The sequence below is a fragment of the Vreelandella glaciei genome (assembly GCF_013415125.1).
Taxonomy (GTDB): domain Bacteria; phylum Pseudomonadota; class Gammaproteobacteria; order Pseudomonadales; family Halomonadaceae; genus Vreelandella; species Vreelandella glaciei.
The window spans coordinates 23,129-35,295 of the sequence record NZ_JACCDE010000043.1; the positions used below are offsets into that span (position 1 = coordinate 23,129).

The window sequence follows — 12,167 nt, forward strand, 5'->3', positions numbered from 1 at the left end:
CAGAAGCGACGAAGGGGAATAAGCGAGCACCATTACAACTTGAGCGTGACTGTCACAATATTCATTTCATCACTGGCTGGATAAACCACAAAACCAAACCCTTTTGCCATTTCTCGCATAACATGATGTACTCACAAGCCATTGGCAAGTAGCTGCTAAAGGCCGGTATCACGGGTATGGCATCCAGCAAAGTGATCGTGGTGCGGGAAAAAAAGTACCCAACTTACGAATCGACATCGAACATCTCAGATGCTGGTGGTGTCTCCATCACCAATACTGCAGCGCCGGTTAATTTGCCTTCCCTGAGATCCTTAAGCGCGTCATTAGCGGCGTGGAGCGGATAGCAGGTTGTGCTAGTTTGAATTGTCGCTTGGGAGGCCAATGATAAAAATGCCCTACCGTCCTGGCGAGTCAGATTGGCTACCGAGCGCAATTGCCGCTCTCCCCAAAGCAGCGCATACGGGAAAGAGGGAATGTCACTCATATGTATACCGCCACAGACAACGACTCCCCCTTTGCGCACAGCACGAAGCGCAAGGGGTACCAGCTCTCCTACAGGTGCGAAAATGATAGCTGCATCCAGTGGCGCTTCCGGCAACTGTTCAGAGCTACCTACCCATGTCGCCCCCAGGTGCTGCGCAAATCGCTGAGACGCCTCATCCCCTGGGCGAGTAAAGGCGTACACTTCCATGCCCTGCCATTTTGCGACCTGGGCCACAATATGTGCCGCCGCGCCAAAGCCATAAATACCGAGACGCTGCAGGTCATCGCCACACATAACCAGAGAACGATAGCCAATCAGGCCAGCACACATCAGTGGTGCTGCTTCTGCAGCGCTATAGTGGGAACTGATAGAAAAGCAGAAGCGATGATCCGCTAAGGTATATTCAGCAAAACCACCATCTATCTGGTACCCGGTAAAACGCGCCTGATCACAAAGGTTCTCCTTCCCGTGCAAACAGTAGCGGCATTCACCGCAACTATACCCTAGCCAAGGAACGCCCAGGCGTACTCCCTTCTCTAGCACTACATCAGGGCCACACTTAACAACACGACCTATAATTTCGTGCCCAGGAACAATCGGATAACGGATGTCCGGCAGCTCTCCGTCAAGCAGATGCAGGTCAGTGCGACACACGGCGCACGCTTCAACTTTCAGCAGTACCCGCCCCTTTCCCGGCGTAGGAATGGGTCTTTCCTGACATTGCAACGATCCACCTTGTTGCTCAAGCACCATGACCTTCATGCGACGTCCCTAAACCCCGTAAACACAAGTTTTCGTTACCCTTTTCTTAGCTGGTTTCGTATGCTGCTTTGTGTACAAACCAATCCTTTGCTCACAGTCACTACTAGAAAGCTATGGACAGTTATAGCGTAAAGTCCCTTGAAGGGAAGCTCATCAAGCAAATAAAATCATTTATTCATAATAATATTGATCTAGCGCAATCAACCTGTCTCGGCAACGACCACTTTTTCAAAACAGCCAACTCAGCATAAGGAATTAAAACAACACCTTATCATTCACGGAAAAACAGCTTATTAAATACAGCCATGACATTAGAGGCGAATATTTTAAAACGCTCCTGCATTTAAAATACCAGCCTATAGTGAGACATATTTCATAGAACCTTAACAACCGAGCTGTTTTGGGAAGAGAGCATGAATCATTGCCATTAATGACTAAAACTTTATCCTTACAGGCTAATCAAGCCTTAACTATTTAATCTGACAGTTTATAACAACCATGCACGCATAAAAAAACAAAGCTATAAAGCTGACGAAGGTCAAGTTTTTGTGCACCTATGTCATTTATACTATTTGAAAGATATGACCGGGGCTCTAGCTAACTGCTTGTATAGGCATAATAAAACGTCAGTGTCGGCTGGCTGGTAAAAACATAAAATATTACAACACCATTAAAGCCTTCTATACGGCCTTACCTTCAGAGAGGACAAAAAAATGGTAACGTCAGATCTTACAAAACAGCCTTTGAAAGCACCCGTCACAGAAAACTTGCTCGTTTTATGGTCTCAACCTTGGATGGAATCCACTGCCACAGTGATCAAGTTGCAGCAAATTTGGCTAGAGACACTGAATGACGCAACGCGTCACGAACTCGATTTCTTTGCAACCGTGGCGGTTTCCTGCAACAAGCTGACAAGCTGCATGCTGGGTCTTGAGGGCCTGCTAACGCCGTCATCTATGCTGTCCTGCTATCACGAAATCACTAGTGATATGACAGAAGCGACGTTAAAACGCGTGCATAAGGTATCAAAGCTCAGTGATGATCTAAGAGAGCGCATTTGGTGTGAAATCTAAAAATTCTGCGAGGATCACGCGACTATTTCTAAAGGACTAACCTGAGATAGGACAAGGGCATGACGGTTGAAACCATTAAAGACATACTGGAACTGACCCGGCGGTTGCATGCCAACCTGGCCGATAAACTGAAGCGCGCCGCCAGGGACACCCAGCATGAAAAACTGCGCATGTTACTTGACTATCTTTCCCAACATGAACAAGAGCTTAGCCGGGTTATAGCGCTGAGCGAGGAAGATGCAGAGAAAGCCGCGCTCCAAACTTGGTGTGCAGAATACTTTGACAAGTACCCTTTCAAGCTTGAAACACTGGGTAATTTAGACTTTGCCAACATGAGCACCGACGATGTCCTGCGCTCTTTGCTAGCAGTACATGATCGTATTATTGATCTCTATCGCTATTTATCGACGCGGGCTGAAGTCTCGTCCACCGAGGAATTATTGAATGGCCTCCTCGCTTTAGAACAACACGAAATCATGCGCATGATACGAGACGTGGAAAAGTTGGAAGATCTTTAGTCACAGCGACAAGTTCTAGCGCTCATGCTGTTTGACCTTACTCAGAAATCCGTGATGGTGTAACGCCACCGTCGGCCCGATTAAAACAGGTTTGAGCGTAACGCGAGCTGTACCAAGTGTATTAGAGGCCATATTCCGCTCAATAGAGCAACTTACTAACCAACATTAACGGGTACATTATGTCTACTCAAGATAGAAAGGCCTTGCTAGACAGCCTACGGTTAGAGCTCAAATCCCGCATCCATCACTACGAAGACCACCAGCATCGAAGCAGTGGCGCTCTGAATAAGGATCTCGATGATCAGGCGCTAGAGGTTCAAAACGACGAAGTGGTCGCACGGCTGGAGGAAGAAGCCAGGGTAGAACTGGTTCAGACAGAACGCGCTTTGGAACGTATCGCTGCCCAGGTCGGAGACCGTTGCGAGGAATGTGGCAACCCCATTGAACCAGAACGTCTCGAGGCCTTGCCCTACACGACCCGCTGTAAAAGCTGCGCCGACCTGTAACAATGGCAAAATCTCCTTCAGTAGGGCCTTCTAGGAAGCTGCATTGAGGTTAGAATGGACAAACGTTATCAAGCATTTATCCTCTTTTTTATTTTTGTCTTTGTTTTTATCCTGTTCGCTCAGGATTTCATTGCGGCGGGGCGTTCCTACGAACCCATTCCCTATTCCGAATTTCGTCATCATCTTGAGCAAGGCATCATCAACACCTTGGACGTTAGTTCCGATAGGATCAAAGGCACCTACAATGCGCCGCTCTCCGACGGTACTGCTGGCTTTACCACCTATCGCATCGACCCGACCTTGGCCAATGACCTAGCCCAATACGATGTCACTTTCAATGGTGCGCCTAGTGAGTCATGGCTGACCTCTCTGCTTTCTTGGCTCTTGCCGTTCCTGCTCGTATTCGCTATCTGGGGATTTTTCCTGCGCCGTATGGTATCAAGTCAGGGAGGCCTCAGCAGCATGATGACACTGGGCAAATCGAAAGCCCGTGTTTATGTTGAGACCGAAACCAAGGTGACCTTCGCCGACGTGGCTGGCATTGACGAAGCCAAGGATGAACTCAAGGAAGTAGTGGCCTTTTTGCGCGACCCACAGCGTTATGGTCGCCTGGGGGCTCACGTGCCGAAGGGCATCCTTCTGGTTGGCCCTCCTGGCACTGGCAAAACGCTGCTGGCCCGTGCCGTGGCTGGCGAAGCTGGCGTTCCCTTCTTTTCGATTTCAGGGTCCGAGTTCGTAGAGATGTTCGTCGGCGTGGGGGCAGCCCGAGTTAGAGACCTCTTTGAGCAAGCAGCAAAAGCCACGCCGTGCATCATTTTTATTGATGAGCTGGATGCACTCGGCGGCGCCCGAGGGCTTGGTATGCTCGGTGGCGGTCATGACGAAAAGGAACAGACCCTCAACCAGCTACTAACTGAGCTAGATGGCTTTGATACATCATCTGGGATTGTACTTCTGGCCGCGACTAACCGACCCGAGATCCTTGATCCCGCCCTGCTGCGTGCAGGACGCTTCGACCGTCAGGTTTTGGTCGATCGCCCCGAGCGTCGCGGACGTATTGCCATTCTCAATGTACATCTAAAACACCTCAACAAGTTGGCGTCTGATGTCGATGCCGAGCAGATAGCCGCCTTGACCCCAGGGTTTACCGGTGCTGATCTAGCCAACTTGGTCAATGAAGCGGCTCTGCTAGCCACGCGCCGTGATGCCGATGCGGTGACATTAAGCGACTTTACACTCGCCGTGGAACGCATCGTTGCCGGTCTGGAGAAGAAAAGCCGTGTGCTTAATGAACATGAGCGACGCGTAGTAGCGCATCACGAAATGGGCCATGCTCTCGTCGCCGCTTCGTTGCCTGGAATGGACCCCGTACACAAAATCTCTATCATTCCACGTGGGGTTGGCGCCTTGGGCTATACAATCCAGCGCCCAACAGAGGAGCGTTTCCTGCAAACGGTTGCCGACCTAAAGAGTCGCATGGCAGTGCTGATGGGCGGCCGAGCCGCCGAACGCATGATTTTCAACGAAATCTCCACTGGAGCGGCTGATGATCTGGCCAAGGTGACCGATATTGCCCGTAGCATGGTCACCCGATTCGGAATGAGTGAGGAAGGCGGACAAGTCATTTATGAGGAAGACCGACAAGCATTTCTAGGCGACAAATTTGGGCTTGCAAAGCCCAAGACCTACTCCGAGGAAACAGCCCGTGAAATCGATACTGCCATACGCAGACTGGTCGACGACGCTTTTGATAAAGCCACCCAGATACTGACCCGCCGTCGCAAGGTACTGGAGACCGGTGCCGCTATGCTGCTAGAGCGCGAGACGCTGACCGCCCAAGATTTTCCGCCCATCGGGGAAGTAGCAGAAATAGCTGACAGGCCAGCGACGGATCGAATATAAAGCACTCTTGACCCATAGGTACGATAGGCTCGACTAAAAAAACATAATGACTACTTTGGCTAACCTATTACAGCAAAGTGTGGATTTATTGATAATGGTCACTATAAGACGAGGATAGGCACTTTAAAATAACAAAAGTGGTATCTAGTCGGTCAACGGACATTCGCTAAATGAATGTTTCGCCCCCTTAGCCCCGAACAAGTATGGAGTGATTCGTGGAGTTCAAGGATTATTATCAAATACTTGGGATCGATAGAGCTACCGCCATCCCCGACATCAAGAAGGCCTATCGCAAGCTGGCGCGAAAGTATCATCCTGATATTAGCAAGGAGCCCGATGCTGCCCTGCGTATGCAGGAAATCAATGAGGCTAAGGCGGTGCTTACCGATCCCGAGAAACGTGCGGCTTACGACCAACTGGGAGAGCATTATCGTGCTGGGCAGGAGTTCCGACCGCCGCCAGATTGGGATGCAGGTTTCGAGTTCTCGGGCAGAAATTACGAAGATGTCGACCTTGGAGAGTTCAGTGACTTCTTCACCGATCTGTTTAGCCATGTTGGTCGGCGAAGCTCTAGGTCACATCACCATATGCGTGGATTGGATCGTCATGCGAAAGTTTTCATCGACTTGCGTGACGCCTATGACGGTGCAACACGCGCGGTGACTTTGCATGCACCACAGACTGATCCACAAGGAAATGTCTACCTTCAGCAGCACAATCTCCAGGTGCGCATTCCTAAGGGCATCACTGAAGGTCAACATATCCGCTTAGTGGGACAGGGCCACCCTGGTGCAGGTGGGGGCGAGTCCGGCGACCTTTATCTGGAAATACACTTTACACCGAACCCCGACTATCGCGTGGAAGGCAAAGATGTGTTCGCAACCCTGCTGGTTGCACCTTGGGAGGCAGCTCTCGGCACATCTCTCACGATGCCCACACCCTCTGGACACGTTCAACTGAAAGTGCCCAAAGGTTCCCAAAGCGGTAGAAAGTTACGATTGAAAGGCCGAGGTATTCCCAGTTCTGAGCCTGGTGATCTCTATTTCGTCCTGAACGTGGTACTACCTCCGGCCAATACCGAGAAGGCACGCCAACTGTATGAAAGTATGGCTCGTGACATACCATTCAACCCGCGTCAAAAGAGGTAGATCATGGTTGAAAACAACATAGTCGATGGTGAAATACTCGACGAAGCTACCCTTACACTGGAAGAATTCGCGCATGCATGCGCCGTAGAAAGGCAATGGGTGAAAGAGCGGGTCGAGAGCGGCATGCTCGGCGATGGAACTCACTACGTCTCTCAATGGCGATTCACCAGCTACGATCTTATTCGGGCTCGCCGCCTTCGCCAAATGGAGTACGATTTCGATGCTGTCCCAGAGCTAGCCGCTCTGGTCGCCGACTTGTTTGAGGAGATTGAGCGACTAAAAGGACGGCTCAGAGCGGCAGGACTGCCCTTCCATTAAGTCGCTAGTCCATGGCCACTTATAGAGCTGACCCTATTGCTTGATGAATGCTGCATTGATGTACGTTGCCGTTGATCCAACTGCTCCTGGGTTTGTTCGGCCATGAACAACGCGCCGAAAGTAGCTGGCGGTATCATTCTTGTGCTTTTCTGAGCCTTAACAGGGCGCCCAAAAAAAACGCACCGCCAATGATCGCCAGCGCCAATAAATGCGGCCAGACAATTCCCAATCCGGCACCACGAAAGAGAATGGCCTGAGCAAGTTCGACAAAGTGAGTGGTCGGGGCGACAAACATGATGCGCTGCACTAGCTCAGGCATACTTTCACGCGGGGTCATCCCACCCGACAGAATCTGCAGGGGAATCAGTACCAGAATGATTAACAGGCCCAGTTGCGGCATCGAGCGCGCCAATGTGCCAAGAAAAATCCCTATTGATGTGGTCGCAAATAGCAGTAGCGTGGCGCCGAAAAGATAGAGCGTCTGCGAGCCGCGAAGAGGTACTTGCAGCCAACCCTCGACGATGATGCGTAGTGCGAAGACCGAAGCCAACAGCACGATCAACCCCATCGACCAGACCTTGGCCAACATGATCTCGAACGAGGTGACCGGCATGACCAATAAATGTTCAATGGTGCCGTGCTCTCGTTCACGGATCAACGCTGCTCCTGTCAGGATAATCGACAACATGGTGATTTGATTGATAGCCTATTAATGGCGCCGAACCAACTTCGGTTGAGATTAGCATTGAATTCAGCACGAACCACTGCCTCAATGCGGCCCGGCGATGATTGCTGGTATGCTCCGATGAAATCAGCCACCTCATCACTGATAATCCGCTGGATATGCCCAGCTCCCGTGAATGCCTGGCTGATCTGGGTAGCGTCGACATTCAACTGAATGGTCGGCTGGCGAGCGGCCAGCAGGTCACGCTGAAAGTTAGGCGGAATATTGAGTGTAAAGGTATAACGCCCCGCATCCATGCCGCGATCCATCTGGCCAATATCGATAAATTCGGGCGGCAAAAAATAGGGAAGTTGAAAGGCATTAACAATACGCAAGGATGCCTGAGACCGATCCTCGTCGACGACGGCCACGCTAGCTCGGAACGGCGCCTCAGGCTCACCAGTGGCGCTCAGGTAGATCCCCAAAGTGAACGAGTAAATGATCAGTAACATCAGAGCCGGGTCGCGATACAGGCTGCGTATTTCCTTGATACCCAGTTGCAGAATATTGGCAAGCCTGGCCATATCAGCGCTCCTGTTTCCTGAGACCCCAAACACTCAATAACGTCAGTACGGGGATGGTGATCAGCAGGGCCAGAAAATACGGTGTCAGATCTCCCAGACTGAGCGCTTTGGAAAACACGCCTCGGCTGATAATCAAAAAATGGCTGGTGGGATAGATATGTCCAATGACAGCCGCACCCCCTTGCAGCGCGGAAACTGGAGAGAGTAGCCCCGAAAACTGGATCGCAGGCACCAGTGTAGCGATGGCGGTACCGAAGATAGCGGCAATCTGACTATGCAGAACCGATGACATCAACAATCCCATCCCCGTGGAACAGATGACATAGATCAGCGCGCCTAGGCTCAATGTCAGCAGGCTACCCTTCACCGGCACGCCAAAGGCCAGCACGGCGAACGCCACCAGGGTGATGAAATTGATCATCGCCAGCATTATGTAGGGCAACTGTTTGCCGAGCAGAAATTCCAATCGAGAAACCGGCGTGACGTAGAGATTGATAATAGAGCCAAGCTCCTTCTCACGTACGACTCCCAAGGCAGTCAGCATCGCCGGTATCAGCATGAGCAGCAGTGGGATCATCGCCGGGGCCATGGCTGGCAGACTTCTAACGTCGGGATTGTAGCGGTAGCGAATGGCAATCTCGACGGGAGGGGAAAAAGCTCCAGCCCCTTCGCTCAAGCGAGCTAAAGTGTCCGCATGAATCCCCTCCACATACCCCTTGATAGTATCGGCCCTGACCGGCATAGAACCATCGACCCAGTAAGCAACTTTGGGCACATTGCCACGCTTGAGATCGCGGCCAAACCCTGGCGGAATTTCCACCGCCAGGCTGATATCACCGCTGCGTAGTCGCTGCTGTATATCGGTGTAGTCGGTCAGAGGAGGCTTCTCGGTGAAGTAACGCGATCCCGTTAGATTGAGAGAATAGGCCTGGCTGGTCGTGGTCTGGTCACGATCGAGCACGGCATAGGTCAGATGTTCGACATCCATATTGATGCCATAACCCATGATAAACATTAGGATCAGACTACCCAGCAGCGCCAGCGTGGCACGTATCGGATCGCGACGTAGCTCCAAAGTCTCTCGGTGGGTGTAACTGAACATTCGGCGCAGGCTAACGGTCAGCCTGCCAGACCGGGTCGCCGGGTGCGATTCTAGAGAGGCAGTTGTCGGCTTTTCGGACTCGGCTTCATCTATCTTGCTAGCCTCTTTCAGGTACGCCATAAAGGTAGCTTCTAGTGTGGGTAAGCCACGCGACGCTAGTAGCTTCTCAGGGGTGTCGGTAGCCAATACGCGCCCGGCATGCATCAAAGCAACCCGGTCGCAGCGCATTGCCTCGTTCATGAAGTGGGTGGAGATGAAAATCGTCACTCCCTCTCCACGGGAGATCTGCCCTAACAGCAGCCAGAAGTCATCACGTGCTATTGGATCCACTCCGGAGGTGGGTTCGTCGAGAATCAATAATTCAGGTCGGTGAATGACAGCCACCGCCAACGAAAGCCGTTGGCGCACTCCCAGTGGAAGCGCTGGCGGTAATTTGTCAGCCACTGCCGTGAGATCAAAGCGATCCAGCATCTCCCTCACGCGTGTGGCACGCTCAGCCTTAGGAAGATGAAACAGATGCGCATGCAATTCAAGGTTCTGACGTAGCGTCAGTTCTGTATAGAGAGAAAAACCCTGAGACATGTAGCCCACCCGACTGCGCGTAGCAATATCGCGCGGATCGACGGGCTTATCGAACAGCAATGCCTTTCCTTCGCTGGCGGATAGCAGCCCGGTGAGCATCTTCATCGTGGTGGTCTTCCCACAACCATTGGATCCCAGGAAACCAAATATTTCACCGCGCTCGATACGAAAGTCGGCGTGATCCACGGCGACGAAATCGCCGAACCGCTTGGTCAGTCCATGGGCCTCGATGGCTATATTGGCATCAGGTTGGCGGGGCGATATTTTGAACTCGCGATACCTGCGCCGTTTAGTCTCGGGCAACAACCTGATAAAAGCTTCCTCGAGCGTTGCACTTCCCGTCGCTGCTAGCAGATCGTTAGGCGCGCCAGTATTCAATACCTGCCCATCATCCATGACCACCAACCAGTCGAAACTTCGCGCCTCTTCCATATAGGCAGTGGCGACTAATACGCTCATACCTGGACGCTTGCTCCGTATCCGCCCAATTAGTTCCCAAAACTGAGCCCGTGATAAAGGATCGACGCCCGTGGTGGGTTCATCGAGTATCAAAAGGTCGGGATCGTGGATTAGCGCACAGCATAACCCCAGCTTCTGTTTCATTCCGCCGGAGAGCTTGCCGACAGGGCGTTCCGTGAACCTAGCCAGCCCAGTACTATGCAAAAGTTCGCCAATACGACTATGCCGGTTCTGGCGATCCAGACCGAATAGACGGCCGAAGAAATCGAGATTTTCAAAGACTGTCAGGGTGGGATAGAGGTTCTTTCCCAACCCCTGAGGCATATAGGCAATCCGCCGACACACCTGTTTGCGATGCCGCCCTTCCGCCATGTCGCCGTCTAATACGACAACCCTACCCTGCTGAATTTTTCTAGCACCGGCAATCAGGGCCATCAGACTGGACTTACCGACGCCATCGGGCCCGATCAACCCCACCATACAACCAGCGGGAATGGCCAAACTTAGGCCGGATAACGCATGCACTGAACCATAGCGCAAGCTAACACCTTCCAGCCGCACCACAGATCCATCAATGCTCATGGTGTCACGTTAACCTTCAGTTCGTCGGGCCAATCGAGCGTATCATCAAGCTTGAGATAGGCCATGCCCGGCAAACCGGTTTTGACTTTGTCTAGGTGCTTTTCAAGTAGCGCGGGGTCGATACGGGCCTTGACCCGAAACATCAGCTTTTCACGTTCGCTAGCTGTTTCCACGGTCTTGGGAGTGAATTGGGCCACGCTGGAGACGTAGCTGACGTTAGCCGGGATCACATACTGAGGCGCTGCATCCAGCACCAAGTGCACGTCGGCACCCAGCGCAACACGCCCAGCTTGACGCTCGGGCAGGAAAAAGGTCATGTAGACATCGGTCAGATCGACGAGATTGAGTACCACGCCCCCGGCTGGCAGCACTTCACCGGGCTGGGCGACACGATACTGAACCCTTGCCACCCGGTCACTACGCAGCTGACTGTCTTCAAGATCTGCCTCCAGCTTGTCCACCGTAGCGCTGGCTGCCTCAATGGCCGCCTGAGATTCAATAACCTTTGAATCGGCTGCCTCGATGGCTGCCAAAGCGGAGAGCACACCCGCACGTGCAGCGGCCAGCGCGGCTTCGGTACTCTCCAGGCTGGCCAAGTCATCGTCGAGTTGCTGCCTCGACAAGGCATTGCGAGCCACCAATGCCCGGGTGCGGTCATAACGCTTGTGTGCTGCAGACAGCTCAGCGTTACGTTGCAACACGACGGCCTCAGCAGCCGTTTTTTCGCTCTGTCGTTGAGCAACTTGTGCCTGCGCGGTCCGTGTTGCACTCTCGGCCTGTCGAACCTGTGCCCTGGCCTGCCCCAGTTCGGCTTCTAGCACTTTCATGTCCATACGCGCCAAGAGCTGATTCGGCTCGACCTGCTCTCCTTCGCCAACAAGCACCGCTTCGATACGACCCGCCTGCTTGGTAGCAATATCGATTTCGGTCGCTTCAATTCGCCCATTACCGCTGGCAAAACCATCACCCAACCCCTCAGGTCGAAACTCCAGCCACACCAACACACCGGCAATGAATACAACTCCGGCAATTATTAACATTCGCCATACGACTTTTCTCAGCGTGGAGGGCACGATTCGGCATCCTAGACTAACGAGTCATTCAAAAGGAAAAGAGCGTATAACGGCTAGTGCCAGCATTAGCCTTTGCAACCAGTATGAAACTGGAAAATTTAAACGTGGTGACGCAGATCAAGAATCTTTCAAGATATCTTGCATTCCTAGTAACAATACTTGAACCAGATAAGCTTGCAGTTTAATGCAGTGCTATGGTTGCATTCAGACTCCCCTAAGTAGTAGTTTCTCTGCCATCGGCTAGCAATTTCCTCTTAAAGAACCCGTCGTGAGTTATGTATTCCTTGTGACCCTGGATTCATAGAATAAGCGCAGCACTTTGGATCACAAGGTAGAGGCAGGAGGGCCAGCGCCGGTACCCTCTCTGCCTTACCTACCAAAGTGAAGCAGAGCATGGGATACCGACAACT

11 protein-coding genes are annotated in these 12,167 nt (G+C 52.1%); 6 read left to right on the forward strand and 5 right to left on the reverse strand.

The genetic code is table 11. The annotated features are described in order from the left end of the window. Positions 1 to 223: 223 nt before the first annotated feature. Positions 224 to 1,246, reverse strand: a complete 1,023-nt coding sequence (locus HZS80_RS21160) for a zinc-dependent alcohol dehydrogenase family protein (RefSeq protein WP_179917244.1) — start codon at positions 1,244 to 1,246, stop codon at positions 224 to 226. Positions 1,247 to 1,959: 713 nt separating this feature from the next. Between HZS80_RS21160 and HZS80_RS21165 the strand changes: the two genes are divergently transcribed. The 6 genes from HZS80_RS21165 to HZS80_RS21190 all read left to right on the forward strand — a co-directional run bounded on the left by HZS80_RS21165 (position 1,960) and on the right by HZS80_RS21190 (position 6,711). Continuing rightward, positions 1,960 to 2,319 (forward strand): hypothetical protein, encoded by a 360-nt coding sequence (locus HZS80_RS21165; RefSeq protein ID WP_179917245.1) that lies wholly within the window; start codon positions 1,960 to 1,962, stop codon positions 2,317 to 2,319. Between the two features lie 59 nt (positions 2,320 to 2,378). Further along, entirely contained in the window at positions 2,379 to 2,837 is a 459-nt protein-coding gene (locus HZS80_RS21170) for a hypothetical protein (RefSeq protein ID WP_179917246.1), read from the forward strand. Between the two features lie 179 nt (positions 2,838 to 3,016). Continuing rightward, a complete protein-coding gene (locus tag HZS80_RS21175; RefSeq protein WP_179917247.1) occupies positions 3,017 to 3,343 on the forward strand; it encodes a TraR/DksA family transcriptional regulator in 327 nt (108 codons plus the stop codon). A 54-nt stretch (positions 3,344 to 3,397) separates the two neighbouring features. Beyond that, the gene (ftsH, locus tag HZS80_RS21180) at positions 3,398 to 5,245 is read left to right on the forward strand and encodes an ATP-dependent zinc metalloprotease FtsH (RefSeq protein WP_179917248.1); all 1,848 of its coding nucleotides are present in this window, start codon (positions 3,398 to 3,400) and stop codon (positions 5,243 to 5,245) included. A gap of 215 nt (positions 5,246 to 5,460) precedes the next feature. Beyond that, positions 5,461 to 6,393: a DnaJ C-terminal domain-containing protein gene (locus HZS80_RS24040; protein WP_179917249.1), complete on the forward strand. Its 933-nt coding sequence runs from the start codon at positions 5,461 to 5,463 to the stop codon at positions 6,391 to 6,393. A 3-nt stretch (positions 6,394 to 6,396) separates the two neighbouring features. Then, positions 6,397 to 6,711 carry a chaperone modulator CbpM gene (locus tag HZS80_RS21190; protein ID WP_179917250.1) on the forward strand — a complete coding sequence of 105 codons (315 nt, stop codon included), beginning with the start codon at positions 6,397 to 6,399 and terminating at the stop codon, positions 6,709 to 6,711. A 133-nt stretch (positions 6,712 to 6,844) separates the two neighbouring features. Here HZS80_RS21190 and HZS80_RS24265 read toward each other — a convergent pair whose 3' ends face one another. Genes HZS80_RS24265 through HZS80_RS21205 form a run of 4 tightly spaced genes read right to left on the reverse strand, consistent with a single transcriptional unit; the run spans position 6,845 to position 11,757 of the window. Next, the gene (locus HZS80_RS24265) at positions 6,845 to 7,369 is read right to left on the reverse strand and encodes an ABC transporter permease (RefSeq protein ID WP_479694281.1); all 525 of its coding nucleotides are present in this window, start codon (positions 7,367 to 7,369) and stop codon (positions 6,845 to 6,847) included. Between the two features lie 11 nt (positions 7,370 to 7,380). Further along, positions 7,381 to 7,959, reverse strand: coding sequence for an ABC transporter permease (locus tag HZS80_RS24270; protein ID WP_479694282.1), 579 nt, complete (start codon positions 7,957 to 7,959; stop codon positions 7,381 to 7,383). 1 nt (position 7,960) lies between these two features. After that, on the reverse strand, positions 7,961 to 10,684 hold the full coding sequence (gene rbbA, locus HZS80_RS21200; RefSeq protein ID WP_179917251.1) for a ribosome-associated ATPase/putative transporter RbbA: 2,724 nt from the start codon (positions 10,682 to 10,684) through the stop codon (positions 7,961 to 7,963). Next, positions 10,681 to 11,757 carry an HlyD family secretion protein gene (locus HZS80_RS21205; RefSeq protein ID WP_281662028.1) on the reverse strand — a complete coding sequence of 359 codons (1,077 nt, stop codon included), beginning with the start codon at positions 11,755 to 11,757 and terminating at the stop codon, positions 10,681 to 10,683. Before HZS80_RS21205 ends, rbbA begins: the two co-directional genes overlap by 4 nt. Between the last annotated feature and the right edge of the window lie 410 nt (positions 11,758 to 12,167).

What these genes read in the sequence shown, in the direction of transcription:
- rbbA (WP_179917251.1), bottom strand. Translation starts at nt 10,684, where the DNA reads ATGAGCATTGATGGATCTGTGGTGCGGCTGGAAGGTGTTAGCTTGCGC.
- HZS80_RS21170 (WP_179917246.1), top strand. Translation starts at nt 2,379, where the DNA reads ATGACGGTTGAAACCATTAAAGACATACTGGAACTGACCCGGCGGTTG.
- HZS80_RS21175 (WP_179917247.1), top strand. Translation starts at nt 3,017, where the DNA reads ATGTCTACTCAAGATAGAAAGGCCTTGCTAGACAGCCTACGGTTAGAG.
- HZS80_RS24270 (WP_479694282.1), bottom strand. Translation starts at nt 7,959, where the DNA reads ATGGCCAGGCTTGCCAATATTCTGCAACTGGGTATCAAGGAAATACGC.
- ftsH (WP_179917248.1), top strand. Translation starts at nt 3,398, where the DNA reads ATGGACAAACGTTATCAAGCATTTATCCTCTTTTTTATTTTTGTCTTT.
- HZS80_RS21190 (WP_179917250.1), top strand. Translation starts at nt 6,397, where the DNA reads ATGGTTGAAAACAACATAGTCGATGGTGAAATACTCGACGAAGCTACC.
- HZS80_RS21160 (WP_179917244.1), bottom strand. Translation starts at nt 1,246, where the DNA reads ATGAAGGTCATGGTGCTTGAGCAACAAGGTGGATCGTTGCAATGTCAG.
- HZS80_RS21165 (WP_179917245.1), top strand. Translation starts at nt 1,960, where the DNA reads ATGGTAACGTCAGATCTTACAAAACAGCCTTTGAAAGCACCCGTCACA.